Below are 25,108 nucleotides of genomic sequence, written 5' to 3' on the forward strand. Positions count from 1 at the left end.
TTGGACTTCCCGGGCAATGCCGGGGCGGGTTACGCGGCCTTGAGCTTGGCCAGTCGTAGCCAGGTGTCGACCACCGTGTCGGGGTTGAGCGAGACCGACTCGATGCCTTCGTGCATCAGCCACTCGGCCAGGTCCGGATGGTCCGAAGGCCCCTGGCCGCAGATGCCGACGTACTTGCCCTTGGCGCGCGCGGCCTTGATCGCCATCGACAGCAACTTCTTCACTGCCGGATCGCGCTCGTCGAACAGGTGGGCGACGATCGAGGAATCGCGGTCCAGGCCCAGGGTCAGCTGGGTCAGGTCGTTGGAGCCGATCGAATAGCCGTCGAAGATGTCCAGGAACTCGTCGGCCAGCAGCGCGTTGGACGGCACCTCGCACATCATGATGATCTTCAGGCCGTTTTCACCCTGCCTGAGGCCGTTGGCCTCCAGCACCTCGACCACCTTGCGCCCTTCATCCAGCGTGCGCACGAACGGGATCATCACCCAGAGATTGTCCAGGCCCATCTCGTTGCGCACCTTCAGCACCGCCTTGCACTCCAGGGCGAAGGCATCGGAGAAGGACGGATCGACATAGCGGCTGGCGCCACGGAAGCCGATCATCGGGTTCTCTTCTTCAGGCTCGTAGCGGCTGCCACCGATCAGGTTGGCGTACTCGTTGGACTTGAAGTCCGACAGGCGCACGATCACCGGGTGCGGCGCCACCGACGCGGTCAGGGTGGCGATGCCTTCGGCCAGACGGTTGATGTAGAACTCCACCGGCTTGCCGTAGCCGGCGATCTTGGCGTCGATCTTCTTCTTCACCGCCGCGTCCTGCTGGTCGTACTCGAGCAAGGCCTTGGGATGGATGCCGATATGGCTGGCGATGATCATCTCCAGGCGGGCCAGGCCGATGCCGGCGTTGGGCAGCTGGCCGAAGTCGAACGCGCGCTCGGGGTTGGCCACGTTCATCATGATCTTCAGCGGTGCCGGCGGCATGTTGCCCAGGTCGGTGGTGATGCGCTCGAAGGCGAGGATGCCCTCGTAGATGAGGCCGGTATCGCCCTCGGCGCAGCTGACGGTGACTTCCTGGCCATCCTTGACCAGCTCGGTCGCATTGCCCGAGCCGACCACGGCCGGCACGCCCAGCTCGCGGGCGATGATCGCCGCGTGGCAGGTGCGGCCACCGCGGTTGGTGACGATGGCCGAGGCGCGCTTCATCACCGGCTCCCAGTCCGGATCGGTCATGTCGGCGAACAGCACATCGCCTGGCTGCACCCGGTCCATGTCCGCCAGGCTGCGGACCACGCGCGCCACGCCGGCGCCGATCTTGGCGCCGACGGCGCGGCCCTCGGCCAGCACCCTGGCGTTCTTGGAGGTCAGGGTGAAGCGCTCGATCTGGGTGGCGTGGCTGCGCGACTTCACCGTCTCCGGGCGCGCCTGGACGACGAACAGCTTGCCGCTGACACCGTCCTTGGCCCACTCGATATCCATCGGGCGGCCGTAGTGTTGTTCGATGACCAGCGCCTGCCTGGACAGTTCTTCCACGTCCTGGTCGCTGATTGAGAAGGTGTTGCGCAACTCGGCCGGGGTGTCCTCGGTGCGCACCCGCTCGCCCGGCACATCCGAATACACCATGCGCAGCTGCTTGCTGCCCAGAGATCGGCGCAGGATCGCCGGCTTGCCCGCGCGCAGGGTGGGCTTGTAGACGTAGAACTCGTCCGGATTGACCGCCCCCTGCACGACCATTTCGCCCAGGCCGAAGGACGAGGTCAGGAACACCACGTCGCGGAAGCCCGATTCGGTGTCCAGGGTGAACAGCACCCCCGAGGCGCCCACGTCCGAGCGGACCATCAGCTGCACCCCGGCGGACAGGAATACGTCCTCGTGCTTGAACCCGTGATGCACGCGGTAGGCGATGGCGCGGTCGTTGTACAGCGAGGCGAACACTTCCTTGACCTTGAGCACCACATCGTCGGCGCCGGTCACGTTGAGGAAGGTTTCCTGCTGGCCTGCAAAGCTGGCATCGGGCAGGTCCTCGGCGGTGGCCGAAGAGCGCACCGCGACCGCCACGTCCCCACCGCCATTTTCTTCGCACAACCTGGCGTAGGCGGTGCGGATGTCAGCATCCAGCCCGGGCTGCAGCGGCGCATCGATCACCCAGCCGCGGATTTCCTTGCCGGCCACGGCGAGCGCGTTGACATCCTCGATGTCCAGGGTCTCGAGCTTGTCGAAGATGCGCTTGGACAGATCGTTGTAGGCGATGAAGTCCTTGAACGCCTCGGCGGTCGTGGCATAGCCGCCGGGAACCGAGACGCCAAGCTGCGCCAGGTTGCCGATCATTTCGCCAAGGGAGGAATTCTTGCCGCCGACGCGGCCAAGGTCGGACAGGCCAAGCTCATGCAGCCACAGGATGTTCTGGTTCAAGCGCTACGCTCCGATAGCGACCCTGCCACACACCCGGGTGGGCTGCAGCTTGAGGCCGCGTCCTAGGGGGAAAGACGGTTATGATGCAGCGCCGTCGCAAGCTTCACAAGCTTGAACGGCGAATTTTGAGTATCCACAGACAGGATGAACGCGATGTCGAGTGTCCGGCCGGTGTTCTATGTTTCGGATGGAACCGGTATCACAGTCGAAACCATTGGGCACAGCCTGCTGACCCAGTTCTCCGGGTTCTCCTTCATCACTGACCGGATTCCGTTTGTCGACGACATCGACAAGGCCAGTGAAGCGGCCGAACGCATCCGCGAGGCGGGCCTGCGTCACGATGCACGGCCGATCGTGATCCATTCGATCGTCGATCCGGCCATCGCCCACCTGCTCGAATCCAGCGGCGCGCTGATGCTCGACGTATTCGCGCCCTTCATCAATCCGATGGAGGTCGAACTGGGCGCGGTACGCCAGTCGCGCGTGGGCCAGGCACATGGCATCGTCAATTTCGAGGCCTATCATCGCCGCATCAATGCGATGAACTTCGCGCTGAGCCATGACGATGGCATCGCGGTCAACTACGACGAGGCCGATCTGATCCTGGTTGCGGTTTCACGCGCTGGCAAGACACCGACCTGCGTGTACCTGGCGCTGCATTACGGGGTCAAGGCCGCCAATTACCCATTGACCGACGAAGACCTGCACAGCGACCGCCTGCCGCCGCGCCTGCGTGCCTATCGCAAGAAGCTGTTCGGCCTGACCATCGACCCCGAGCGCCTGTGCCAGATCCGCCAGGAACGGCGTCCCAATTCGACCTACGCCAAGCTTGAAACCTGCAGGCGTGAAGTGGCGGCAGCCGAGGCCATGTTCATCCGCGAGCGGCTGCCGACCCTGAGCACCACGCACACTTCCATCGAGGAAATCGCCAGCAAGGTGATGTCCACGCTGGGGCTGCAGCGGGAGATGTTCTGATCCGCAAGGGCCTGCCGGCCGCGTTGGAAAAAGGACAGCCGGACCCTCAAACTAAAGTGAGGACACGTGCGGCGTCAATGCTGCCGCTGGCGCCTGCCAGCGTGTAGGATCGAGCCATGCCCACCACACTTTCCCGCGCTGCGCACCTGCCCAAGCTGGGCCGTTTCGGCTGGCTGATGGGGCTCTACGCGGAGAACTACACGCGGCTGTCGCGCCTGTTCGCCCCGGCCGACCTGGTGCCCGGGCGCTACGTGTCCAGCATCGGCGATGGCCTGGACCTGCAGCTGGACGTCATCCAGACCCACCGCTACACCGTCGAGCTGCGCATCACCTACGGCATCATCGATCCGCAAACCGGTGAGCCGGATCCGTCAGCCTTCGTGCGCGTGTACCGCGATGCGCGCCAGGCCGAGGCCACCCATTGCTACGTGGGGCGCCGCTGGCAGGACGTGATCGGGATGTTCCCACCGCCGGCCGAGCTGATCAGCCACCGCATGCGGATGAATACCTTCCTCGGCAAGTGGGTCCAATACCTGGCCGAATGCGGCCATGGCGTGGCCACGCTGCGGCGCGTGGATGCAGATGCCACCGAGGTGTTGCTGGAAGCCAGCCGCGCAGGCTGATGTCGCAGGGCAGGGCAACGCGTCCTGCCGCCCAAGGTTCACCACTGATCGGGAAGCGGACGCTTGACGATCGCGTCCTGGCAGTCGATCTGCGATTCGATATGCATGCGGGCCAGCGCCAGGTAATTGGCCTTGGGGCCCGAGCCCGAGCCGGTCACTTCGCCCAGATATTGGTCGTCGGCCCATACCCGTCCGATCCACTCGGCCTGGTCCTCGCCGATGGTCAGGGTCACGGTGTAGCGCAATTGCCGGCCGTGCTTGTCCTTGCACAGATACACGGTGGGGAACTGCATGGTGAAGTTGTCTTCGGTACTGCGTCGCTGCAGGTAGGCCCGCGCTTCGCTGATCATCTTTTCGCGCTCGGACGGTTCCAGTGTCTCCAGTTCGCCCAGGAAATAGTCAGACATCTCCAGGAAGCGCTCTACCGCCTCGGCAGGGGGATAGCCATTGCGCCGGATCCAGCTTGCGAAAGCGGTCTCATGGCGTGCTGCGGATTTTGCGGATTTGGACATGAAGTGACGGACCTGGATGGATTGTAGTGGGCTGTGCAGCCCGGTTTAGTTTCATGAATTTCCGGTGTGCACTGCATGAAGAAACCGGCCCTTGGACAACGCAGCGCCGGTGGTCAATGCACGGGCGCTGGAGATTTTCGAGGGCCTCACCGGGGCCGGAACCGGCCCGGTTGGGTCGACGCGGGCGACGCGCACTGGCCTGGATCGCCGCTTCCGTCATCCAGCCTGGCGCCATCGGGGTGCGTGGGACTATGGGCTTAAACCCGGCGTAATTGCGGTAACAATGACGTCAGCTGCCTGGCGACGGCCTGCACCGAGAACGCGTGCTCGACCCGCCGCCGCGCGGCCTGGCCCAGGCGCTGGCGCAGGCCCGGGTCCAGGCGCAGCCGTTCGATGGCGGCCGCCAGCGCCGACGGGTCGTCGCGCGGCACCAGGATCCCGCCGGCCGCCTCGCCGCCTGCCAGGATGTCGGGCAGCCCTTGGGCATCGGTGGCCACCACCGGCAGGCCGCAGGCCATGGCCTCCAGCGGCGCGACCGGCATGCCTTCGATGCGCGAGGCGCTGAGGTAGACATCGGCGGCCGACAGCCAGCAGCGCATCAGCGCGCGGTCGGTGGTGTAGTCGGAGATCCAGCGCACCCGGCCCGGCGCACTGCCCGCGAGCAATCGTGCGAACGCCTCGCGGTCCTGTCCGGAGCCGATGATCACCAGTTGGTCGCCATGCGACTGCGCCCAGGCCTGCAGCAGCACGTCCAGGCCCTTGCGCCAGATGTCGATGCGGCCATGGTTGATGGCGATGAAGGCCTGTGCCGGCAGGCCCAGCTGCGCGCGCGCCTGCTGCCGGTCCAGGGCCTGCCATTGCCCGCAGTCCAGCGGATTGGGAATGGAAGCGATGGGCGGGTGCGCGGGGTAGGTGGCTTCGACCCGTGCGCGTTCGGTCGACGATGCGATCACCAGGCCCGCGCACATCCGCAGCGAACGCCGGCGCACCATGCGTTCCAGCCACGAGAACGTGCGCTCCCCGCCCTGGAAACTGGCATAGGCAGGAATGCGCAGGCGTGCGGCCAGGCGCACCAGTGTGTCGAAGCGTGTGTATTCGTATTCCTGAATTAGCAGCGCCCGGCAGTCCTGGGCACGCAGGACTTCTTCGAACCCAGCCAGCGGGGCCGCACGCCACTGCCGCAGGCTGTGCAGCGCGGCGCTGCGCCCGGCCGGCACGCGCCGACCGGGCACGATCCAGATCGGCGTGCCGGTGGCGGCGTGGGTCAGCGGGGTCGTCGCGCTCACCTGTTCGGACGCGGCGACGATGATCGGCGCCCAGCCGCCCAGCTGCAGCGCGGATGCATAGCCGAACAACCAGCCGCCGCTCATCTGCCCGGCGAAATCCTGCACCGACAGGCCAATGGGATCCAGGAACTCCTCGATCACCTCGCCCCACGGAAACAGGGCGACCGTCGGCGGCGGCAGGGCGGCACTCATCGCTGCCAGGCGAAGGCGGCCTCGGTACCGTGGGTGCCGGGCCGGTGCAGCGCGTAGGCCAGCGCTGTAGGCAGCGCGGCGGCCGCGTACAGCAGCGCGCGATGGGGACGGCGCAGCTTGGAGAACGCGACATCGTGGAAGAACGCGGTGACACCGTTGATGAAGGTCGCCGAGCGCACCGGCCTGCGGCCGAACAGGCGCTCCAGCTCGTCTGCCCGATAGCCGCGGCGGACATGGCCCCATGTGGCCATCAGTTCTGACTCGGGTGGGCACACCCGTCGCATCGGGCCGTAGTACGGATAGCGCCAGGCCGCATCGGGCGTGGACACCAGTACGTGGCCGCCGGGGCGGGTGACGCGCAGCGCCTCGCGCGCGGCCACCGCGTCCTGGTCGATGTGCTCGAGCACGTCGAACAGGGTGACCACGCTGAAATGGCCATCGGGGAAGGGCAGCTCGCGCGCATCGCCGCAGACGAAGCGGGTGCGGGCCGAAACCGGTTGCTGTGCGGCCAGCGCGGGGTCGATGTCCAGCGTGGTGAGGTCCGCGCCCGGATACAGGTAGCCGGCCAGGCCACTGCGCCCGCCGCCGATCTCCAGGATGGGTTCGTCCGCGCCGATCGCGGCCGGCGCGATGCGGTGGATGGCGCGCATCTTCTCGCGGTAGAACAGCCCATCGGTCCAGCCGTGGGCGAAGGGATTGCAGGCCAGGAACCGGCCGAGCGGCGCCTTGCGGAGGCTGCCTTCGGGTCTTGCCTGCTTCGCGTCCATGGTCATGCCTTCGGCAGGTCCGCACGCGCGCGGCGCCAGTTGCGGCGCAGCAGGTAACGCAGGCCGGCGCACCAGCCGAGGATTTCCTGCAGCAGGATCGCGCCACGGGCACGGCGGCCGTGGCGCATGCAGTCCACCGCGGTGCGGGCAAAATACCGCGGCAGCTGCACGCCGATGCGGCGCAGGTTGGCGCTGTCGCCGAAGCGATCGGCCTGCGCCACCAGCGCCGACACGTGGCCGCGCATGTACACGCGCATCTGCCGCTTCAGCGCCGGCCATTGCGCGCGGTGATGGTGGAACACCACCGCGCGCGGCTCGTAGAGGCAGGCGCCGCCCAGTGCCAGCAGCCGGTACCACAATTCCGAATCCTCCGAACACCCTGAGGCGCCCGCGCCCAGGCGCTCGTCGAACAATCCGGCCCGCTGGAACGCCTGGCGGCGGAAGGCCATGTTCGCCCCGGCGCCGATCTTCCACACCTGCGGCCCGTGCACGCGCGTGTCGGCATAGAAGCGGTGGTCGAACAGCACCGGAACGAAGGTCTCGCCGAAGCCGCCCATGTCGAACTGGAAACACTGCTGCGCCGGTGTGTCCAGCTCGGCCGGCAATACCAGCCCGGTCATGGCGTCGGCGCCGGCGTTGGCGAAGGCGCGGGCCATTTCCGCCAGCCAGCCCGGATGCGGCTCCACGTCGTCATCGGTGAAGGCGACGATTTCGCCGCTGGCCGCGCGCACGCCGGTGTTGCGCGCGATGCTCAGGCCGGGGCGTGGTTCGTGCACATGGATGACGTGAGGAAACTGCGCGCACACCGCCCGCGCCGAGGCCGTGGCGGAGTTGTCCACCACCACGATCTCGCCGGCGGGGCTGCGCTGATGCTGCAGGCTGCGCAGGCAGCGGCCCAGCGCCAGCTCGCGATCGCGGGTGCAGATCACCACGCTGATATGACCTGCGGTCAGCGTCGATGGCTCGGCCATGGCCTGCAAGCGTTGCAGCGGCCGGTCGAACGCGTTCGCCAGGCCCAGGGTCAGCGCCGGCACCGGCCGGCCTTCGTGGGTGGCGTGCAGCGGCGCGCCCAGGCCCGGATCGCGCGCCGTCAGCTGTGCGGCCAGCAGCTCCACCGCCGTGGCGTGCAGCTGCCCTGGACCGAAGGGGAGTTCCTCGGCGCAGGCCATGCGTGCGCCCAGCGGCAACTCACCCCACCAGAACACGTTGTAGGCCGCCGCGCAGGGGCCGGGCGCAGGTTCTTCTGACTGGCGCAGGTCGATATGGCGGACCGGGATGGGCGCGCTCATTGATGGGCCTGGCGAATGGTCTGGATGCGTGCACGCGAGCGGTCGTATTCGCCGGCCAGTCCCATCACCCCGCCCCACATCTCGGCCAGGACGAATCGCACCTCGCGTCCCTTCAGGCGCCGCCCGGCGCGCAGCAGCGCGGCCAGCTGGTCCATGAACCACCAGCCCACCATGCCCCGGTGCAACGGCCGCAACGCCGGATCGCTGCGCCAGCACTTGACCAGGAACGCCATCATGCCCAGGCCCCAGGACCAGTACTGCCGGCGCAGCTGGGCGATGGTCTCGCGGTGCTCGTGGTAGACCGCGTAGCGCGGCACGTAGACCATCGGCCGGCCGCTGCGCAGCACCCGGTAGAAGATGTCCAGGTCGCCGCCCCCCGGCAGCGGCGCGCCGGTGTCCAGGGCCTCGTCGAAGCCACCCAGCGCGACCAGCAGCCGCCGGTCGAAGGCCATGTTGCAGCCTGCGCCCAGCATGCCCGCACCCACCGGATGCAGCGGGTTGCCGTGGCGTGCCTGGCGGTATTCCAGGCGGCGCAAGCCGCGTCCGAACCCGCCACGGCTTTCGAACAACACCTGGGCCTCGGTGTCCAGCCGGTAGGGCAGTACCAGCCCGGTGAAGCCCCCGGCCTGCGGCGTGCTGCGCCAGGCCTCGGCCAGGCCGACCAGCCAGTCGCGGTCCACCACCACGTCGTCGTCCAGGTAGGCGAGCAGATCGCCGGTGGCCGCGCCGATGGCAGCGTTGCGCGCGAAGTTCAGCCCGGCCTTGGGTTCGAACACATAGTGCATGGCAGGAAAGCGCGCCACCGCATCGCGGGTGGCGTTGTCCACCGAGGCGTTGTCCACCACCACCACCTCGACCGCCGCGAAGGTCGGTTCGGGCGCCAGGGCCTGCAGCGACGCCAGCAGCCGCGCCAGCCGCGCGGCGCGGTCCTTGGTGCAGATGGCGATGCTCAGGCGCGGGCGCGCCGCCGCCTCGCCCGCCGCATCCGGCGCCGGCAGGACCATGGCCAGTTGCGCGGCCACCACGGCCGGGGCGAAGGCTTCATCGGCGATGGCCTGCAGGCGCGCGGCCGTCAGCGTGGTCCCCGGCGACAGCGCCAGCATGCGAAAGCCCACCAGGCGCCCGCGCCAGCGCGCGATCAGGCCGCAGCCATCTTCCTGCGCCGACAACACGATGTCCGGCAGCGGCTGGGAAAGCTCGAGTTCGACGCGCCTATAGGTCATGGGAGCGGGCCTCGGGCTCCGGTTCGGTGCCGTGCTGGAGATGGTGGAGCCGGGCGAAGCGGCCACCGCGGTCGATCAGCTGCGCCGGCGGCCCGGCTTCCACCACCCGCCCACCCTCCAGCACGACCACCTGGTCGGCGCGTTGCACGGTGGCCAGCCGGTGCGCGATCACCACCACGGTGCGGCGGTGCGCGTACTGCTCCAGGGCCAGCTGGAAGGCGCGCTCGGATTCGGCATCCAGCGCGTTGGTGGCTTCGTCCAGCATCAGGATCTCCGGGTTGCGCACGACGGTACGGGCCAGGGCAATGCGCTGGCGCTGTCCGCCCGAAAGGCGCATGCCGTGGTCGCCGAGCACGGTCTGGTAGCCCAGCGGCAGGGCCTCGATGAAGGTTTCGGCACCGGCGACCCGGGCCGCGTTGCGGATGTCCTCGAAATCGGCATCGAGGTCGCCATAGCCGATGTTGGCCTGCACGGTGTCGTTGAACAGCTGCACCTCCTGCGACATCAACGCAATCTGCCTGCGCCAGCCGGACAGCTGGAACCGGGTCAGGGCGACGCCGTCGGCGCTGACCACCCCCTCGGTGGGGTCCTGGAAGCGGAACAGCAGGGCCATGAGCGTGGACTTGCCCGCACCGGACTGGCCGACGATGGCGGTGGTCTTGCCGGCCGGGATGTGGATGGAGACGTTGCGCAGCGCCCACGCCTCGTTGTCGCCATAGCGGAAGGAGACATCGCGCAGCTGCAAGCCTTCGCGGATGGGCGTGGCCGGGACGCTGCCATCGGCCAGGAAAGGCGCAGCGGTGGCATCGAGGAATCCGGCCACGTCCTCGATCGCCCCGTCCAGGCCTTCCACCGTGACCTTGGCCTGCATCAATTCGCGGGTGGGGCCCTGCAGCCGGTACAGCAGCGACAGGAACGCGGCGATGGAGGCGATGCCGATCCCCGAGCGCTGCGCCGCCACGATCAGCGCGCCGATCAGCAACGTGATCAGGACTTCGGAAATCGGCCCCGGCACCGCCCACAGCACGTCCAGCTTGAGCAGGCGCCTGCGCACCTGTTCGGACACGCGTGCAAAGCGCCCGGTTTCATAATCCTCACGGCCGAATGCGCGGATCAGCTGCAGTGCGTTGATGCTTTCCCACATGCGCAGACCGAAGGCCTTGTTCTCTTCCACGACCGCCCGTCCCGTTTCGCTGGCCTGTTGGGTGGCCCAGCGGATCACCAGCGCGCTGAGCGTCAGGAACACCGCAGCGATCAGCGTCAGCCGCAGCGAGATGACCATCATCAGGGCCATGAACACCGCGAAGGTACTGGCGCTGATGAGCAACCGGTAACACAGGCCCAGTGCGGTGCTCACCTTCCAGCTGTTCTCGGCAATGGTGGTCACGATGTCCGAGCGCCGGTGCCCGGCGCGATAGTCCACGCACGAGCGCAAGGTCTGTTCGAAGATGCGCGTGCGCAGCCGGTGCGCCACCTGTCCATCCACATGGCGCGACACCGCCGTGTTCACCAGCAGCACGGCGTTCTTGGCCAGGATGGTCAGGCACAGCAAGCCCACCAGCGCAGCGGTGGCATGGCCGGAGGGAAGTGCGGCCATGGCGCGGTCAAAAAACGCCTCGAGCCCTGTGCCGCGGCCGTCGCCGGCGCCCATGCTGCGCAGGATGGGAATGAACAACAGCAAGCCGGTGCCTTCCAGCACCGCAACGAGCAGACCCATGCCCACGATCGCCGGCCCGGCCCATCGCGGCGGTGCGGCCAGGCGCAGGATGCGCCTTGCCCGAGACCACAGGGAATCTGGCCCTGAGGTGGGCAGGGGAGCATCGCGCCGGGGCGCATCTGGCTCGCTGGCGTATGAGATCGCGGTATTCCTGGAGGGCGGGGCGGCCGATGTGGTTGACTCGAATCTCGCTGCCGCCACCACCGGGCTTTCTGCGGCACGGGATGACCCAGCTCATTGGGGCGAAGATAACCCCAACAGGTTGAATTACGGAACAACGAGTCGGCACCTTGCCGTCCTGACCCAGACTGAGCGTGCGCCCCGTCGTGGCCTTCGGCCGAGCCAATGGCCGGTCCGGGCCGATGCCCGCGTTGGTTGAGGGACAGCTTTGGATGTGGCTGTTCGGCGTGAGGCAAGGCCGGGAACGGTCTGAAGGGCGCGTTCGCCCGCTATTCCCACTTCCAGCAAAGGCCCAACACTCCCCCGCAGACCGTGCTCAAGCGTGCGTTAAGGGTGGCACCGGTCTGATGGAGCTTGTTGCGCCGCGCTCGACGGACCGCAGGTCTTGGCAACAGCCGCGGGTCGGCGCTGCCCGTGACTGCAGCCGAAACCGGCCTATGCCAGAACAGGGTCTGTCTGTACCGGTTGAATCGCGTTATCCCCCACTTCCACAGGCGATGGAACCGATCTAGATGTCGAACGCTCCCATCGCGACCCAGGCGCTTGATGCACACGACCTGCCTCTGGTGACGGTGGTGATCCCCGCCTTCAACGCAGCGGCCACCATCGATCAGACGCTGCGCAGCGTACGTGCGCAGAGCTACGCCAATCTTGAGATCATCGTGGTCGACGATGGGTCGGCCGACGAGACGGTGGTACGCGTCGAACAGCACATCCGCGCCGATCCACGCCTGCGCCTGGTCCGGCAGGCCAACGCCGGTGTCGCGGCTGCACGCAACAGGGGCATTGTCGAGGCGGCGGGTGATTACGTGGCACCGGTGGATGCGGACGACCTGTGGCACCCCGAGAAGATCGAGCGGCAGATGGCGCTCATGCTTGCCGAACCGGAGGCTGGCCTGGTCTACACCTGGTACTCCATCATCGACGAGCATGGCCAAGTGCTTGTGGAGCAAGTGAACACCTATCCCAAGGCGTGGCAGTTCGCCCAGTTGTGTCATCGCAACGTGATCGGCAATGGCAGTTCGGCGCTGATGCGGCGCGAGGCAGCGCTGCGCATGGGCGGCTATGACAGCGGCCTGCGCAGCCAGCGTGCGCAGGGGTGCGAAGACCTGAAGCTATATCTGCAGATCGCCGAACACTACCCGGTGGCTGTTGCGCCGTGGCCGCTGACCGGCTACCGCCAACTCAGCGGGAACATGTCCAGCGACGGCCAGCAGATGCTGCGCTCGTTCGATCTGGTCGCCCAGGAGTTCGTGTCGCGTCTGCCGCACCTGGCCGGCGCGTTCGCGTCGCACAGGGTGTTCATGCTCCACTGGCTGATCAGCCGCTCGCTCTCGGGCAAGCGTTGGGACATCACCCGGACGCTGGTCGCCGAGCTGTTCAAGGCGCCCAAGCAGCTGTTGCTTACAACCACCGCGTCTACACTCAGACGCTTCGTCAGGCGGCGCTTGCACAAGCTTGGGCGCCGAATTCGCGGCTTGCCGCCACGGCGGTATCTGGAAGAAGCGGGTTCGGACCAGCCCGCACCCGTCCCGTTGCCGGCGACGCGCCTGCAGGGGGAGGGGGAGTGATGGCAGCAGGTCCATACGGCCGCATCGTCAGCCAGCGGCCTGGGTGCTCGCCAGCAACGGCAGGTGGAACAGTGGGAAAACAATCGCCGCGCAGTAAGTGGCATGTGCAGTCCTTTCACCAACAGGGGGTTTCATGCAGAGACGGCGACGGATTCTGATCACCGGTGGCGCAGGATTCCTTGGCTCGCACCTGTGCGAACGCCTGCTGGGCGAGGGCAACGAAGTCATTTGCCTGGACAACTTCTTTACCGGCTCGCGCGGCAACATCCGGCACCTGCTCGATGACCCGTGGTTCGACCTGGTGCGCCACGATGTCACCGAACCGATGAAGATCGAGGCCGACCAGATCTACAACCTGGCGTGCCCGGCCAGCCCGGTGCATTACCAGCGCGATCCGGTGCAGACCACCAAGACCAGCGTGCATGGCGCGATCAACGTGCTGGACCTGGCGCGCCGACTGGGTGTGCGGGTGCTGCAGGCGTCGACCTCGGAGGTGTATGGCGATCCGGAAGTGCATCCGCAGACCGAGAGCTACTGGGGCCGCGTCAACCCGGTCGGCCCGCGCTCGTGCTATGACGAAGGCAAGCGCTGCGCCGAGACGCTGTTCTTCGACTTCAATCGCCAATACGCACTGCCGATCAAGGTGGCGCGCATCTTCAACACCTATGGCCCGCGCATGCAGCCAGACGATGGCCGCGTGGTGTCCAATTTCATCGTCCAGGCGCTTACCGGCCAGCCCATCACCATTTTCGGAGACGGCAGCCAGACCCGTTCGTTCTGCTACGTGGACGACCTGATCGATGGGCTGGTGCGGTTGATGGCCTCGCCGGAAGAGGTCACCGGCCCGGTCAACATCGGCAACCCGTCCGAGTTCAGCATGCTGGAGCTGGCCGACCAGGTGATCGCGTTGACCGGCAGCAAATCCGCCATCCAGTTTCGCCCGCTCCCGCAGGACGATCCACGTCAGCGCCAGCCGGACATCGCCGTGGCGCGAGCGCAGCTGGGGTGGGTACCGCAGGTGCCACTGGCCACGGGCCTGGAGCGCACGATCGACTACTTCCGGCAGTTGCTTGCCGATGCCACACACGACGGGCTGCCGCGATGAGGACCGTCCTGGTGACCGGGGGCGCCGGCTATGTGGGTTCGCACGCATGCAAGGCCTTCGCGCGCGCGGGCTGGCAGGTGGTGGCGCTGGACAATCTCTCGCGCGGTTGGCCAGAAGCGGTGCGCTGGGGGCCACTGGTGGTGGGCGACATCGCCGATGCTGCCTGCGTGCAGGCTGCGCTGGACCAGTACCGGCCTGATGTGGTCGCGCATTTTGCTGCCTACGCCTACGTGGGCGAATCGGTCCAGCAGCCCGACATCTACTACCGCAACAACAGCGTCGGCACGCTGAACCTGCTGGACGTGCTGCGGGGCAGCCCGTGCCGGCGGGTGATCTTCTCCAGCACCTGTGCCTCATATGGCCATCCGGTGCGGCTGCCCATCGACGAGACCCACCCGCAGGCGCCGATCAATCCCTACGGCTGGTCCAAGTTCATCATTGAACGCATGCTCGAGGACTACGCCGTGGCCTATGGCCTGACCTCGACCTCACTGCGCTATTTCAACGCAGCCGGCTGCGATCCGGAAGGTGAAATCGGCGAGCGCCATGAGCCGGAAACGCATGCGATTCCGCTGGCCATTGCCGCGGCGGTGCAGGGCGGGGTGTTCCGGGTGAACGGGACCGATTTCGACACCCGTGACGGCAGCGCGGTGCGCGACTACATCCATGTCAGCGACCTGGCCGACGCGCACGTCCTGGCGGCCGAGCGTCTGCTGTCCACCCAGGGCGCGCAGGTGTTCAACCTGGGCACCGGCACCGGCACCTCGGTGCTGGAACTGGTGGCGGCGGTGGAGCGCGCCACCGGCGAGCGCCTGCACGTGGAATACGGGCCGCGCCGCCCGGGCGACCCGGCCACGCTGGTGGCCGCGGCCGACAAGGCACGCAAGGAGCTGGGATGGAAGCCTTCGCGCTCGGACATCGACACGATCGTGGAAACCGCCCTTGCCTGGCAGCGCGCCAGCCTCTCGGCGCCGGCCTGAGCCCGGACCCACACGGACCCGGCCAGGAACCCCGGGTTTTCCGGGTTGTGTTCATCCTCCCAGCGGGGCCATGGCCCCAATGTCGCCCAAAAAAAAACGCAGCGGATCAACGCTGCGCTTTCTTTTTTCCTTAGTTGTAGCTGGCGTCCCCACGGGGATTCGAACCCCGGTGTCCACCGTGAAAGGGTGGTGTCCTAGGCCTCTAGACGATGGGGACGCGGTTGAACCTGAAGCAATCGCAAGCAGGCCTGTGTCTGCGACTGATGAAACGTGGTGGAGCCAGGCGGGATCGAACCGCCGACCTCCTGCATGCCATGCAGGCGCTCTCCCAGCTGAGCTATGGCCCCGGTGTCTTGGGAGCCCGGCATTCTAATGACCGATCCTGCGTTCCGCAAGCATGAATGCTCACCTTTTTCGAACCGCGCGTGGCAAGCGCTGACCAGGTTTAGCGACGCCGGCGCGCGGCGTTGAACACTGCCACCGAGGCAGGCGCAATCAGGTGCATCGCCAATGCGGCGACCGTGGCTGACAGTCGCCAGGCCAGCCATCGCGTCACCGCGCCAGCGGCCCATGGCACGCTCGGGCCGTTGCAAGACGGGCCAAACCCGGGTCCTGCCATGCGCGCCAGCACCACCGCCGACTGCACGATCTCGCGCCAGGCAGCACAGGCGCGGGTAACGTGATCCCTTGGCCGCGCCAGTCTGCTCGGTCCGACCGGCCGTGCTGACGGGCAACACACCAACCGAGCGGCGCACCGGCTGCGGCGTGCAGAACCGCCAGGCGCCAGCCGGAGCAAGGCGCCGGAAAGGCGAAAGAAGCGCGCGGTGCCCAGGCTGCCGGTTGGTGCCGAAGCTAAGAGTCGGCTATGAATTTTTACATAATATACATTATGCGAAATTCCAGACCCCAAGGTCAGACATCGCAACCGGCAACAATTGCAGTGGATCTGGCCAGATACATGAGGCAAATCTGCCTCGCTTTCAACTGGGTAGCGGGCTTGGCGGAAGTTACACAATTTCGCCGATCGGATCGGGCCAGTGGGTGACTTCGACGGTCACGTGCACCAATTCCTCGTGCACGCGCAAGGCTTGCCGAAAGAACTGGGCATCCGCCCGCGCCGTCGTCACCAGACTCACCACGCAAGCGTACTTGCCACGCCCTACGCGCCAGACGTGCAGATCGGTGAGCCGCATCGCACACTTCACGCATGACCGTGTTCGTCCCCGCACGGCATCAGTTCCACCTGCAGCGTGGCATGGTGAACGTTGAACTGCTCCTCCAATGTCGAGGCCAATGCGCGTCGCATTTGTTCGGCGTCCACGCCGCTGTCCTGCAGCACCACATGGGCGGTGAGGACCGGTTGCTGCGACCCCAGCGCCCACACGTGCAAGTCATGGACTTCGCGCACACCGGGATGGGACAGCAGCATGGTGCGGATCGCCTCCAACTCCATCCCCGCCGGCACACCTTGCATCAAGACGTTGCCTGCCTGACGCAACAGAGTCCAGGTGCGCGGCAGCACCCACAGGCCGATCAGCACGGCGATGATCGGGTCGGCGATCGTCCAACCAGTGAACTGTATGATAAGTGCGCCGATGATCACGCCCACCGAGCCCAACATGTCGCTCCAGACTTCCAGGTAGGCGCCGCGCACGTTCAAGCTGGTGCCGCTGCCGGCCTTGAGCAGGCGCATCGAGATCAAGTTCACCACCAACCCGATGGTGGCGATCACCAGCATGCCGCTGGAGGACACTTCTGGCGGTTGCCGGAAGCGGCCCGCCGCTTCCCACAGGATGTAGCCGGCCACGACGAACAGCAGGCCGCCGTTGATCATCGCGCCGATGGCCTCCATGCGCGCATAGCCATAAGTGCGCTTGGCATCGGCTGGACGCCGGCTGAGCCGCACGGCGAACAGCGAAATGGCCAGCGCGAACACGTCGGTCATCATATGCGCTGCGTCAGACAACAGCGCCAGGCTGTTGGTCAGCAGGCCGCCGACGACTTCGGCGATCAGGAAGGCCGACGTGAGCCCGAATGCCCACCACAGCGGTTTTTCGTGCTTGATCTCGCTGATGCCGTGATCGTGACCTGCGCCCATCACCGTTCTCCTGTAACGGTTTGACTCACACGCCAGGCCTGGTCCACCGGATGGACGAAGATCACCCCGGAGGGAAGAGCGCCGACGTGTCCTTTATCTCGAATCAGCGCGACAACCTGCTCAACACGCGTGTCTTCGCAATAGGCATCCAGGCGCACCTCCGGCTCGCCCTCTCCACCCATGTCCGCTCGAACGATGGGCGTGTCGGGTTGCACGACGCCGTGCACGCGGCTGAGCGAGAGGTGATACAAGCCTGCCTGATCAAGGGCACGCACAACGGGCCCGGCGTGGGAAGGGTGAACGAAGGCGACGATCAGTTTCATGGTGACCTCACTTCATTGCTTGCAGGTTCATGGGGTGTCGTTGATGGGTATCGACTGTTTAAGGGTGCTGACATAGATCCAGCCCGCATCCGTATGACCGGTACGTCCCACTTGGCGAAATATCTCGACGGCCTTGGCGACCTCGCTGTCCTCGCAGAACAGTTCCATCTGCACTTCGTTGATGACTTTGTCGCCCAACTCGACCGAGTACTGCTGCTCACGCGAACTTAGTGCCCGCAACAGATCCTTCACGTCGAACAGGCTCAGTCGCTGGAAGCCTGCGGCTTCCAGCGCGTGGATCAGGTCAGAGACCCGGTTGCGATGCACAAACGCCTTGATCTGTTTCATGGAGTGGTTTCCTGTGCTTTGCGCTCGGCGCGGTTTTCCAACCATTCGTACAAGACGGGCAACAAGATCAGCGTCAGGAACGTCGAACTGATCAGGCCGCCCACGACCACCGTCGCCAACGGGCGCTGGGTCTCGGCGCCGACGCCGCTCGACAGCAACATCGGCACCAGGCCCAGGATCGCCACGCTCGCGGTCATCAGCACCGGCCGCAGACGCAACGCAGTGCCTTGGATCACGGCTTCGCGTACCGATCGTCCCTTGTCGCGCAGCTCGTTGAGGAAGCTCACCAGCACGATGCCGTTGAGCATCGCCACGCCGAACACCGCGATGAAGCCGATCGCCGAGGGCACCGAGAGGTATTGGCCGGTGACGAACAACGCGAGCAAGCCGCCGATGGTGGCGAACGGCACGTTGGCCAGGATCAGTGCCGCGTACTTGATTGAGTTGAATGCGGTGTAGAGCAACACGAAGATGAAGAAGATCGTGATCGGCACGATCAACGCCAGCTTCGCCAAGGCGCGCTGCTGGTTCTCAAACGCGCCGCCCCACTCGATCCAATAGCCCGCCGGCAGCATCACCTGCTGCTTGATCGCGGCGTTGGCTTCCTTCACGAAGCTGTCAACATCGCGGCCGCGTACGTCCATCTGGATCACGGCATAGCGTTGCAACTGCTCGCGGCGGACGAACGAGTAGCCTTCGGCCACGCTCACCTCGGCGACTTCAGACAACGGCACCAACGCGCCGGTGGCGGTGCGTAGCGGAATTTCGCGCAACTTCTCGACCGAATCGCGAGTCGCCTCGCTCAACCGCACCGCGATGTCGAACCGCTTGACCCCGTCCAACAGCACGCTGACCGGCTCACCGCCCAGACCGTTGCGCACGATGGTCAACACCTCTTCGGCATTCATACCGTGGCGGGCCAACTCATCGCGGTTGACCTGGATGCGGATCTGCGGCTTGCCGACGTTGGCCTCCAGCGATAGATCGGCCACCCCTTGCACCTTGCCGAGCACGCCCTTGAGCTGGCCACTGATGCGATCCAGTTCCTCCAGGTCTTCGCCGTAGAGCTTGAGTGCCAAGGTCGCACGAACGCCGGAGATCAGCTCTTCCACACGCATCTGGATCGGCTGGGTGTAGCCGGGCACCACGTTGGGCACCACCTTCTCCAGCATCTCTTGCATCGCCTCTTCGAGCTGCTTGATGTTACGGCCCGAGGTCCATTCGTCCTCGGGCTTGAGGGCGGTGTAGATCTCCATGTAATTGACGTCGGCGGTCTCGCCCTTTTCAGCGCGTCCGATCATCGCCAGCGTGGTCTCGACTTCGGGAAACTGCTTGAAGGCCGCGGCGATGGTGTTGCTGGTCTTGATCGATTCGTTGAGCGAGGTTGACGGGATGCCCGTCACGCGCCACATGATCGAACCTTCCTGCAGCTGCGGCATGAACTCCTTGCCCAGGAACGGGAACAGCGCCAGGCTCGCCACCAAAGCGACGACGGCGCTGATGACGACTACGCGCTTGTTGGCCAGCGCCTTGTCCAGCAACGGCCGGTACCCGCGCTTGATTCGGGCCACCAGCCAGGTATCGCGTTCCGGCTTGGGCTTGAGGATCATCGAGGCCAGCACCGGGATCAGGGTCAGGCTCAGAATCAACGAGCCCGCCATCGCGAAGGCGATGTTGAAGGCCATCGGTTTGAACATCTTGCCTTCTAGGCCCTCCAGCGCGAACAGCGGCAGGAACACCACGATGATGATGCCGATCGCAAACGTAATCGGGTTCGCCACTTCCTTGGCCGCCGCCAGCACCGCCGAGGTCCTGTCGACTTTCTCGCCGTGTTCGAGACGTTCGGCCATGATCCGGAACGCGTTCTCCACCATCACCACCGCGCCATCGACCATCATGCCGATCCCGATCGCCAGACCGGCCAGCGACATCAGATTGGCCGAGAGGCCCGCTTGGCCCATGCCGATGAAGGCGATCAGCATTGCCAGCGGCAAGGTCACGATCACCACCAGCGCGGAGCGAAACTCACCCAGGAACAGGAACAGGATGATCGCGACGAGCAAGGAGCCTTCGATCAACGCCCTCGTTGCCGTCCCCACCGCCTTGTTGACCAGGTCGGTGCGTTCGTAGATCGGCTTGAGCACCATCGTCTTGGGCAGTGCGTCACGCACGACATCGAGCTTGCCCTTGACCGCCTCGACCACGTCCTTGGCGTTCTCGCCGATACGCGCCAGGGCCATGCCCAACACCACTTCCTGACCATCGCGGGTCACCGCGCCAAAGCGCGGCGCCGGGGCCTCCACCACCGTGGCCACATCGCGCAGGTAGACCGGTACGCCGTGCTCGGCTTTCAGCACGATCGCGCCGATGTCCTGCGTCGATTTCAGCAAACCCAAGCCGCGGACCAGGAACTGCTCGCGGCCCACGTCCATGACATTGCCGCCGACTTGACCGTTGTTCGCCGGGATCGCATTGATGACATCGCCAAACCCCATGCCGCGGGCATAGAGGCGCTGCGGATCGATCTGAACCTGGAACTCGCGTTCGCCGCCGCCCCAGGAGGTGACATCATCGACACCGGGTGCAGTGCGCAGGATCAAGCGCACCGTCCACTCCTGCCAGGTACGCAGATCCATGTCGGTGACCTGGTCCTTGCTCACGCCAGGCGCGCGTTCGACCGTGTACCAGAACACCTGACCCAGACCCGAGGTGTTCGGGCCCATGCTGGGCTTGCCGTAGCCTTCGGGCAGGCGGTCGCCGATCTCCTGCAACCGCTCGTTGACCAGCTGACGGGCGAAATAGATGTCCATGTCGTCCTCGAAATAGACGGCGACATAGGACAGCCCGAACAGACTGACCGAGCGAATTTCCTGCACCTTCGGCAGCCCGGCCAGCGCCGATTCGACCGGCGTGGTGAGCAGTTGCTCCACGTCCTCGGCGGCCAGACCCGGCGATTCGGTGTAGATGTTGACCTGTACCGGCGTCACGTCGGGGAAGGCATCGATCGGTACATTGCGCACCGCACTGATGCCCAGAAATGCCACCACGGCGAAGATGATCAGCACCAGGAACTTGTAGCGCAGGGAGAGTTCGACCAGGCGATTCAGCATGGCGCATCTCCCCGCCGCACAAGGAGAAGATCAATGACCATGACCTTCTCCCAGTTGCGCCTTGAGCATCTGCGACTTCACCGCGAAAGCGCCGGCCACCACCACGGTGTCGCCGGCCTTGAGACCCTCGCGGATCACCGTGCTATCACCGATCACTTCACCGGCACGGACTGGCACCGGTTCCAGCGCGCCGGCCGCGTTGCGACGGAACACCACGGTTTCGCCTTCGAGTTGCATCAATGCGTCGGTCGGCACGGCTAATTGCGTTGCCGCTTTGTTGTCGGTGTTGGCCGCGGACGCCGCCTCGAAATACACCTCGACGAAATCACCGCCATGCAGGCGATCGCCCGGGTTGGATACTTCAAGCCGGACCGACGCGGTGCGGGTGGCGTCGGAAGTGCGGTGCGCGCTGCGCATCACCTTGCCGGCGATGCGCTCGCCACTGACTACGACGGTCGCGGGACTGCCGGCCTGGATTCGCGACACCGTGCCGGAGGGCAACGTGGCGTCCACCCACACCGTCGACTCATCGACCAGACGGAACAAGGCCTTGCCCGGCTCGATGCGTTCGCCCACGACAAACTCGTCTTCGGTGATGCGCCCGGCATGGGGCGCGGCCAGGGTGAACTGGCCGTTGACCCCGCCGCTCGCAGTCCCCGGCAAACCATAGGCCTGCGCCCTGGCGCGAGCACGATCAACCGCGACCTTGGCCTCGGTGATGCGGCGACCGGCGACGGCCTCACGGCCCAACGCCGAGACGCGCCGCCATTCCTGTTCGGCGATGCGCAGCTCGGCTTGTGCGTCGGACACCTCGACGCTCGCCAGCGTGACCAGCGGCGCGCCGGCGCGTACTTCATCACCGAGCTTGGCGTGGCGACGGACCACGAGGGCTTCGACGCGGGGCGTGATCAGCGTAGTCCCGTAAGCGCTGTCGACCACTTCGCCTGGGGCGCGCAGTTCCTCGCTAAGCGTGGATGGTTGCAAGGTCTGCAACTGGATGCCGGCTGCCTTGAGCGCGGCCTCATCCATTTTTACAGGCTCGGCGGCTTCGCCTTCCTCACCTTCGGCATGGTCTTCGCCGCCTTCGGCATGGTCGGCTTCCCCCGACTCGGCGTGATCGGCCTCGGCCGATTCGGCCCCGGGTTCCTTCACGGATTCGGCATCAGGTGACTTGGAGCAACCCGCTATCGCCAACAGCAGCGCCGCGGTGAGCGGCAAGGTCATCAATCGGAACACGGTCATCGGAATGGTTCTCATGGGGTGCCCTCCAGACCGGCCCAGCGTTCGAGCTGACCGGTGGCGGCAAGATAGTCGGCGTAATTGCGCCACAGGCGGGCTTCGAGTTCGGCGCCGGCCAGTTGCGTGTCGAGGGTCTGCTTGAGCTGCAACAGGTAATCGGCGGTCGACACTTCGCCTTCGCGCCACAGGCGTTCGAGCAAGTTCGCGCGGCGCTCCACGTCGGTACCGCGGCTGGCCTGCCAGTGCGACCAGGCAGATTGCGACGCGGCGTAGCTGTCGATGGCGCGGCGGCGGTCGGCGTCGAGTTCGATGCGGATGCGTTCGGCTTCAGCCGCAGCGACATCGGCATCGGCTTGCGCCGCCACGACTTCGGCACGGTAAGAATTGCGCACGAACAACGGGATACTCAGCGACACGCCCACGACGTTGTCCTGGACATTGCCGTAGTCGATGCGTCCACCGCGCACGCCGACAGTGGGATCGGCCACCCGGTTGCGGCGGGCTACGGTAACCTCGCGCTCGGCGGCAAGCGCAGCGGCTTGCGCCGCCTGCCAATCTGGCAGCTGCTCGATACCGGTCGTTGGAGCGATGGGCGGCGGTAACGTATTGGTGGGCAGCGTCAAGCTTGTTAGGAGTTCCGGCGATCCGCCCACCGCACGAAACCGGGCTTCGGCTTCGGCGCGTTCGGCGATCAACTGCGATTGTTCGGCCTGCGCTTCATCGCGGGCCAACAGCGCGAGGTCGCGTTCCAGTCCTGAGATGTCATCGGCCTTGAACTGTTTCTCGGCCAAGCCGGCAAAACGCGTCACCAGCGTCATGCGCCGTTCGCCGGTACTCACGCGCTGTTGCGCCGTTTGCAACTCGGCCCAGGCGGCAAACCAGTGCTTGGCGAAATTGCGGCGCCGCAGCCTGGCCTCGGCGGTGGCCTGATCGACCCGTGCGGACGCCGCATCACGGCGCACGCGCCGCTTACCGCTCAAGTCGAGCGTGAGGTTGAGGCCGGCAGTGGCGGTCCGGTCCGGGCCTTCATCCTCGCCGGCCAGTTCAAGTTCGGGGTTATAGAGCGGCTGCCCCGCGGCGCTCAGTCGTGCGCGGGCGGCGGCCAACTGGGCTTCGGTGGCCCGGTAAGACGGGTGTTGCTGCCAGGCGGCTTGCAATGCTTGACGGACGGGCGGCGGGGCAAGGGCCGCGTCAGCAGCCCAAGCGGTCGCCAACCAAGGGCCGACTGCCAGCAAGACAACAGCCACGCGCACGACGAAGCGTCGTCGTGACGAAGGGGACACAGGCATGAACCAATCCTCTGAATCGACAATATCCTCCGGCGCCAAGGGCGTCGCGGAGGGCTGATAAAACGTCGATCAGGTGATGGGGGGGCGGAGTTCCAGAAGCGCAGGCGCGCTATGTCCGGCGTCCGGGGCGTAGCCGAATCGCGCAGGCGCCAGCGCGCTCGTCAGTGCATAGGCCGACACCGGAACGGCGGCTGCATGGTGGCAATCGCAATGGGTGCAGGCACCAGCGTGCGGCAGTTGGCCTTCGAGCGGGTTGTTGCCGTCGTCGGTGTCGGCGAAAGCGCTCACGCTCTGCTGGGACGCTTCGGGAGTCAGCCCCAGATCGGCGAAATCGTGCTTCGCGCAGGCGGCGGCCAGACCAATCTTCATCGCGAACACCAGCAGCACCAAGACCGTCACACGCACCGAAGCGCGCAGACGGCCGAGAATGGTACCGGGCGTGGTCGCAAGCATCGGCGTATGGTACCGGCTAGCCGAGGTGTTATGAAATTGCATCAGGCAACGCCTTCTCCGAAGATGGATTTCGTCGAGTGGCCAAGCCATGGGATAGCCCTATTCGGCTGCATTGCCGCTGTCCCGCGCATCCTGCCGCGCGTCGCCGAGGATTTCCACGGCCTCCTTGATGACGTACAGGCCGATCAGGGTGCCGATGACGAAGTCCGGATAGGGCGAGCCGAGCCACAGCACCAGCACGCCGGCGAGAATCATGCCGAGGTTGGCCACGACATCGGCGCGGGTGAACAGCCAGGTCGCTCGCAAATGCACTTCGCCGGACTTCAGCGGCGCCAGTAGGCGCAGCACGTAGACGTTCACTGCAAGCGACAGCAGCGCGGTACCGATCATCCAACCACTCAGCGGCTCGGCACCGTGCAGCATGCGACGTCCCACTTCGATCAATACCCCCACACCGAGCACCAGCAGCACGCTGCCGCTCAGCCAGGCCGCATTGGCCTTGAAGCGAGCGGTACGCCCGATGGCGATCAATCCGATCGCATAGGCCGTGGCGTCGGAGAGCATGTCCAGCGCATCGGCCAGCAGGCCGGTGGACTGTGCGATCCAGCCAGCCACACCGCCGATGACCGCCATGGCTGCATTCAGTGCTAGGGCAATCCACAACACCCGACGCTCAGCGACATTCTTAGCTTCGTGATGGCAACCGCAATCGCTCATGTCGTATTCCTGTTGACGAAAGGTGGTCGGACACTTCGCGGCAGCGAGTTGCAAGCAGACTCGGCACCGACGGAGTCATCGCCTTGCTGCCAGTCGCGCCAGGCCCCGGCCAACACATGGGTGGCCGTGCGCAGGAACAGCGCCGCCACCAGCGCGCCGATGACCAAATCCGGCCACGCCGTATCGAGCCAGGCAACGAGGCCGGCGGCGGCGATCACGCCGAGGTTGTTGACCAGATCATTGCGCGAGCACAGCCAGACCGAACGCATGTTCATGTCATCGCTGCGGAACCGGGTGAGCAGCGCAAAACAGACCAGGTTGCCGACCAAGGCCACGGCGGCCGCGATGGCCATGACCGAGGCCAGCGGCTCGGCACCGAACCAGGCGCGACGACCGACCTCCACTAGCACCGCAACGCCGAACAAGGCCTGGATGCCGCCCTTGAGGAACACAGCCTTGCTGCGTTGACGCAGCGTGCCGCCGATCACCCACAGACTCAGACCGTAGACCAGCGCATCACCCAGGCTGTCCAGCGAATCGGCCTGCAACGCGCTCGAATTGCCCCACCAGCCAGCGCCGAACTCGCCGGCGAATAGCAGAAGGTTGATCGCCAGCACGATCCATAACACGCGCCGGCGGGCGCGATCGGTGTTCGCGCTCAGCCCAGCCGCCGTGTCATGGCAACCGCATTCGCTCATGGCATCGG

21 protein-coding genes, 2 tRNA genes and 1 pseudogene are annotated in these 25,108 nt (G+C 66.0%); 5 read left to right on the forward strand and 19 right to left on the reverse strand.

What is annotated here, in order from left to right:
- Positions 1 to 29: 29 nt before the first annotated feature.
- A complete protein-coding gene (gene ppsA / locus D9R12_RS02360) occupies positions 30 to 2,405 on the reverse strand; it encodes a phosphoenolpyruvate synthase (RefSeq protein WP_122227486.1) in 2,376 nt (791 codons plus the stop codon).
- 153 nt (positions 2,406 to 2,558) lie between these two features.
- On the opposite strand from ppsA, the gene ppsR reads away from it, so the two are divergent.
- Positions 2,559 to 3,380, forward strand: coding sequence for a posphoenolpyruvate synthetase regulatory kinase/phosphorylase PpsR (ppsR, locus tag D9R12_RS02365; protein WP_122227723.1), 822 nt, complete (start codon positions 2,559 to 2,561; stop codon positions 3,378 to 3,380).
- A 116-nt stretch (positions 3,381 to 3,496) separates the two neighbouring features.
- A complete protein-coding gene (locus D9R12_RS02370) occupies positions 3,497 to 4,003 on the forward strand; it encodes a DUF1249 domain-containing protein (protein ID WP_014160604.1) in 507 nt (168 codons plus the stop codon).
- Positions 4,004 to 4,041: 38 nt separating this feature from the next.
- Here D9R12_RS02370 and D9R12_RS02375 read toward each other — a convergent pair whose 3' ends face one another.
- The 6 genes from D9R12_RS02375 to D9R12_RS02400 all read right to left on the reverse strand — a co-directional run bounded on the left by D9R12_RS02375 (position 4,042) and on the right by D9R12_RS02400 (position 10,989).
- Entirely contained in the window at positions 4,042 to 4,515 is a 474-nt protein-coding gene (locus D9R12_RS02375; protein ID WP_122227489.1) for a hypothetical protein, read from the reverse strand.
- Between the two features lie 257 nt (positions 4,516 to 4,772).
- A complete protein-coding gene (locus D9R12_RS02380) occupies positions 4,773 to 5,993 on the reverse strand; it encodes a glycosyltransferase family 4 protein (RefSeq protein WP_122227491.1) in 1,221 nt (406 codons plus the stop codon).
- Positions 5,990 to 6,760 carry a class I SAM-dependent methyltransferase gene (locus tag D9R12_RS02385; protein ID WP_244671959.1) on the reverse strand — a complete coding sequence of 257 codons (771 nt, stop codon included), beginning with the start codon at positions 6,758 to 6,760 and terminating at the stop codon, positions 5,990 to 5,992. Before D9R12_RS02385 ends, D9R12_RS02380 begins: the two co-directional genes overlap by 4 nt.
- Before the next feature lie 2 nt (positions 6,761 to 6,762).
- Positions 6,763 to 8,049 (reverse strand): glycosyltransferase family 2 protein, encoded by a 1,287-nt coding sequence (locus tag D9R12_RS02390; RefSeq protein WP_122227497.1) that lies wholly within the window; start codon positions 8,047 to 8,049, stop codon positions 6,763 to 6,765.
- A complete protein-coding gene (locus D9R12_RS02395) occupies positions 8,046 to 9,272 on the reverse strand; it encodes a glycosyltransferase family 2 protein (protein WP_122227500.1) in 1,227 nt (408 codons plus the stop codon). Before D9R12_RS02395 ends, D9R12_RS02390 begins: the two co-directional genes overlap by 4 nt.
- Positions 9,262 to 10,989, reverse strand: coding sequence for an ABC transporter ATP-binding protein (locus tag D9R12_RS02400; RefSeq protein ID WP_014160598.1), 1,728 nt, complete (start codon positions 10,987 to 10,989; stop codon positions 9,262 to 9,264). Before D9R12_RS02400 ends, D9R12_RS02395 begins: the two co-directional genes overlap by 11 nt.
- A gap of 692 nt (positions 10,990 to 11,681) precedes the next feature.
- Here D9R12_RS02400 and D9R12_RS02405 point away from each other — a divergent pair.
- From D9R12_RS02405 to galE, 3 genes are all read left to right on the forward strand, one after another.
- Positions 11,682 to 12,740 (forward strand): glycosyltransferase family 2 protein, encoded by a 1,059-nt coding sequence (locus D9R12_RS02405; protein ID WP_014160597.1) that lies wholly within the window; start codon positions 11,682 to 11,684, stop codon positions 12,738 to 12,740.
- A gap of 133 nt (positions 12,741 to 12,873) precedes the next feature.
- Positions 12,874 to 13,845, forward strand: a complete 972-nt coding sequence (locus tag D9R12_RS02410) for a UDP-glucuronic acid decarboxylase family protein (RefSeq protein WP_014160596.1) — start codon at positions 12,874 to 12,876, stop codon at positions 13,843 to 13,845.
- Positions 13,842 to 14,825, forward strand: a complete 984-nt coding sequence (gene galE / locus D9R12_RS02415) for a UDP-glucose 4-epimerase GalE (RefSeq protein ID WP_122227502.1) — start codon at positions 13,842 to 13,844, stop codon at positions 14,823 to 14,825. Before D9R12_RS02410 ends, galE begins: the two co-directional genes overlap by 4 nt.
- Positions 14,826 to 14,966: 141 nt before the next feature.
- Here galE and D9R12_RS02420 read toward each other — a convergent pair.
- The 12 genes and pseudogenes from D9R12_RS02420 to D9R12_RS02475 all read right to left on the reverse strand — a co-directional run bounded on the left by D9R12_RS02420 (position 14,967) and on the right by D9R12_RS02475 (position 25,100).
- Positions 14,967 to 15,042 (reverse strand) — tRNA-Glu (locus tag D9R12_RS02420).
- Between the two features lie 54 nt (positions 15,043 to 15,096).
- Positions 15,097 to 15,172, reverse strand: a tRNA-Ala gene (locus D9R12_RS02425).
- A 660-nt stretch (positions 15,173 to 15,832) separates the two neighbouring features.
- Positions 15,833 to 16,021: pseudogene (locus D9R12_RS02430) on the reverse strand (hypothetical protein); the annotation flags it as partial.
- Positions 16,022 to 16,026: 5 nt separating this feature from the next.
- A complete protein-coding gene (locus D9R12_RS02435; RefSeq protein ID WP_122227505.1) occupies positions 16,027 to 16,923 on the reverse strand; it encodes a cation diffusion facilitator family transporter in 897 nt (298 codons plus the stop codon).
- Positions 16,923 to 17,246 (reverse strand): P-II family nitrogen regulator, encoded by a 324-nt coding sequence (locus tag D9R12_RS02440; RefSeq protein ID WP_122227508.1) that lies wholly within the window; start codon positions 17,244 to 17,246, stop codon positions 16,923 to 16,925. The genes D9R12_RS02435 and D9R12_RS02440 overlap by 1 nt, the downstream gene beginning before the upstream one ends.
- Positions 17,247 to 17,273: 27 nt before the next feature.
- The gene (locus D9R12_RS02445; protein ID WP_122227511.1) at positions 17,274 to 17,594 is read right to left on the reverse strand and encodes a P-II family nitrogen regulator; all 321 of its coding nucleotides are present in this window, start codon (positions 17,592 to 17,594) and stop codon (positions 17,274 to 17,276) included.
- Positions 17,591 to 20,704, reverse strand: coding sequence for an efflux RND transporter permease subunit (locus D9R12_RS02450; protein ID WP_122227514.1), 3,114 nt, complete (start codon positions 20,702 to 20,704; stop codon positions 17,591 to 17,593). Before D9R12_RS02450 ends, D9R12_RS02445 begins: the two co-directional genes overlap by 4 nt.
- Before the next feature lie 30 nt (positions 20,705 to 20,734).
- Positions 20,735 to 21,961: an efflux RND transporter periplasmic adaptor subunit gene (locus D9R12_RS02455; protein WP_122227517.1), complete on the reverse strand. Its 1,227-nt coding sequence runs from the start codon at positions 21,959 to 21,961 to the stop codon at positions 20,735 to 20,737.
- A complete protein-coding gene (locus D9R12_RS02460; protein ID WP_122227520.1) occupies positions 21,958 to 23,232 on the reverse strand; it encodes a TolC family protein in 1,275 nt (424 codons plus the stop codon). Before D9R12_RS02460 ends, D9R12_RS02455 begins: the two co-directional genes overlap by 4 nt.
- A 69-nt stretch (positions 23,233 to 23,301) precedes the next feature.
- Positions 23,302 to 23,727 carry a hypothetical protein gene (locus D9R12_RS02465; RefSeq protein ID WP_170159110.1) on the reverse strand — a complete coding sequence of 142 codons (426 nt, stop codon included), beginning with the start codon at positions 23,725 to 23,727 and terminating at the stop codon, positions 23,302 to 23,304.
- A 57-nt stretch (positions 23,728 to 23,784) separates the two neighbouring features.
- Positions 23,785 to 24,402 carry a cation efflux transmembrane domain-containing protein gene (locus D9R12_RS02470; protein ID WP_122227526.1) on the reverse strand — a complete coding sequence of 206 codons (618 nt, stop codon included), beginning with the start codon at positions 24,400 to 24,402 and terminating at the stop codon, positions 23,785 to 23,787.
- Positions 24,399 to 25,100, reverse strand: coding sequence for a cation efflux transmembrane domain-containing protein (locus D9R12_RS02475; RefSeq protein ID WP_122227529.1), 702 nt, complete (start codon positions 25,098 to 25,100; stop codon positions 24,399 to 24,401). Before D9R12_RS02475 ends, D9R12_RS02470 begins: the two co-directional genes overlap by 4 nt.
- Positions 25,101 to 25,108 lie beyond the last annotated feature (8 nt).

The organism is Pseudoxanthomonas spadix (assembly GCF_003703395.1).
In the GTDB taxonomy this organism is placed as follows: domain Bacteria; phylum Pseudomonadota; class Gammaproteobacteria; order Xanthomonadales; family Xanthomonadaceae; genus Pseudoxanthomonas_A; species Pseudoxanthomonas_A spadix.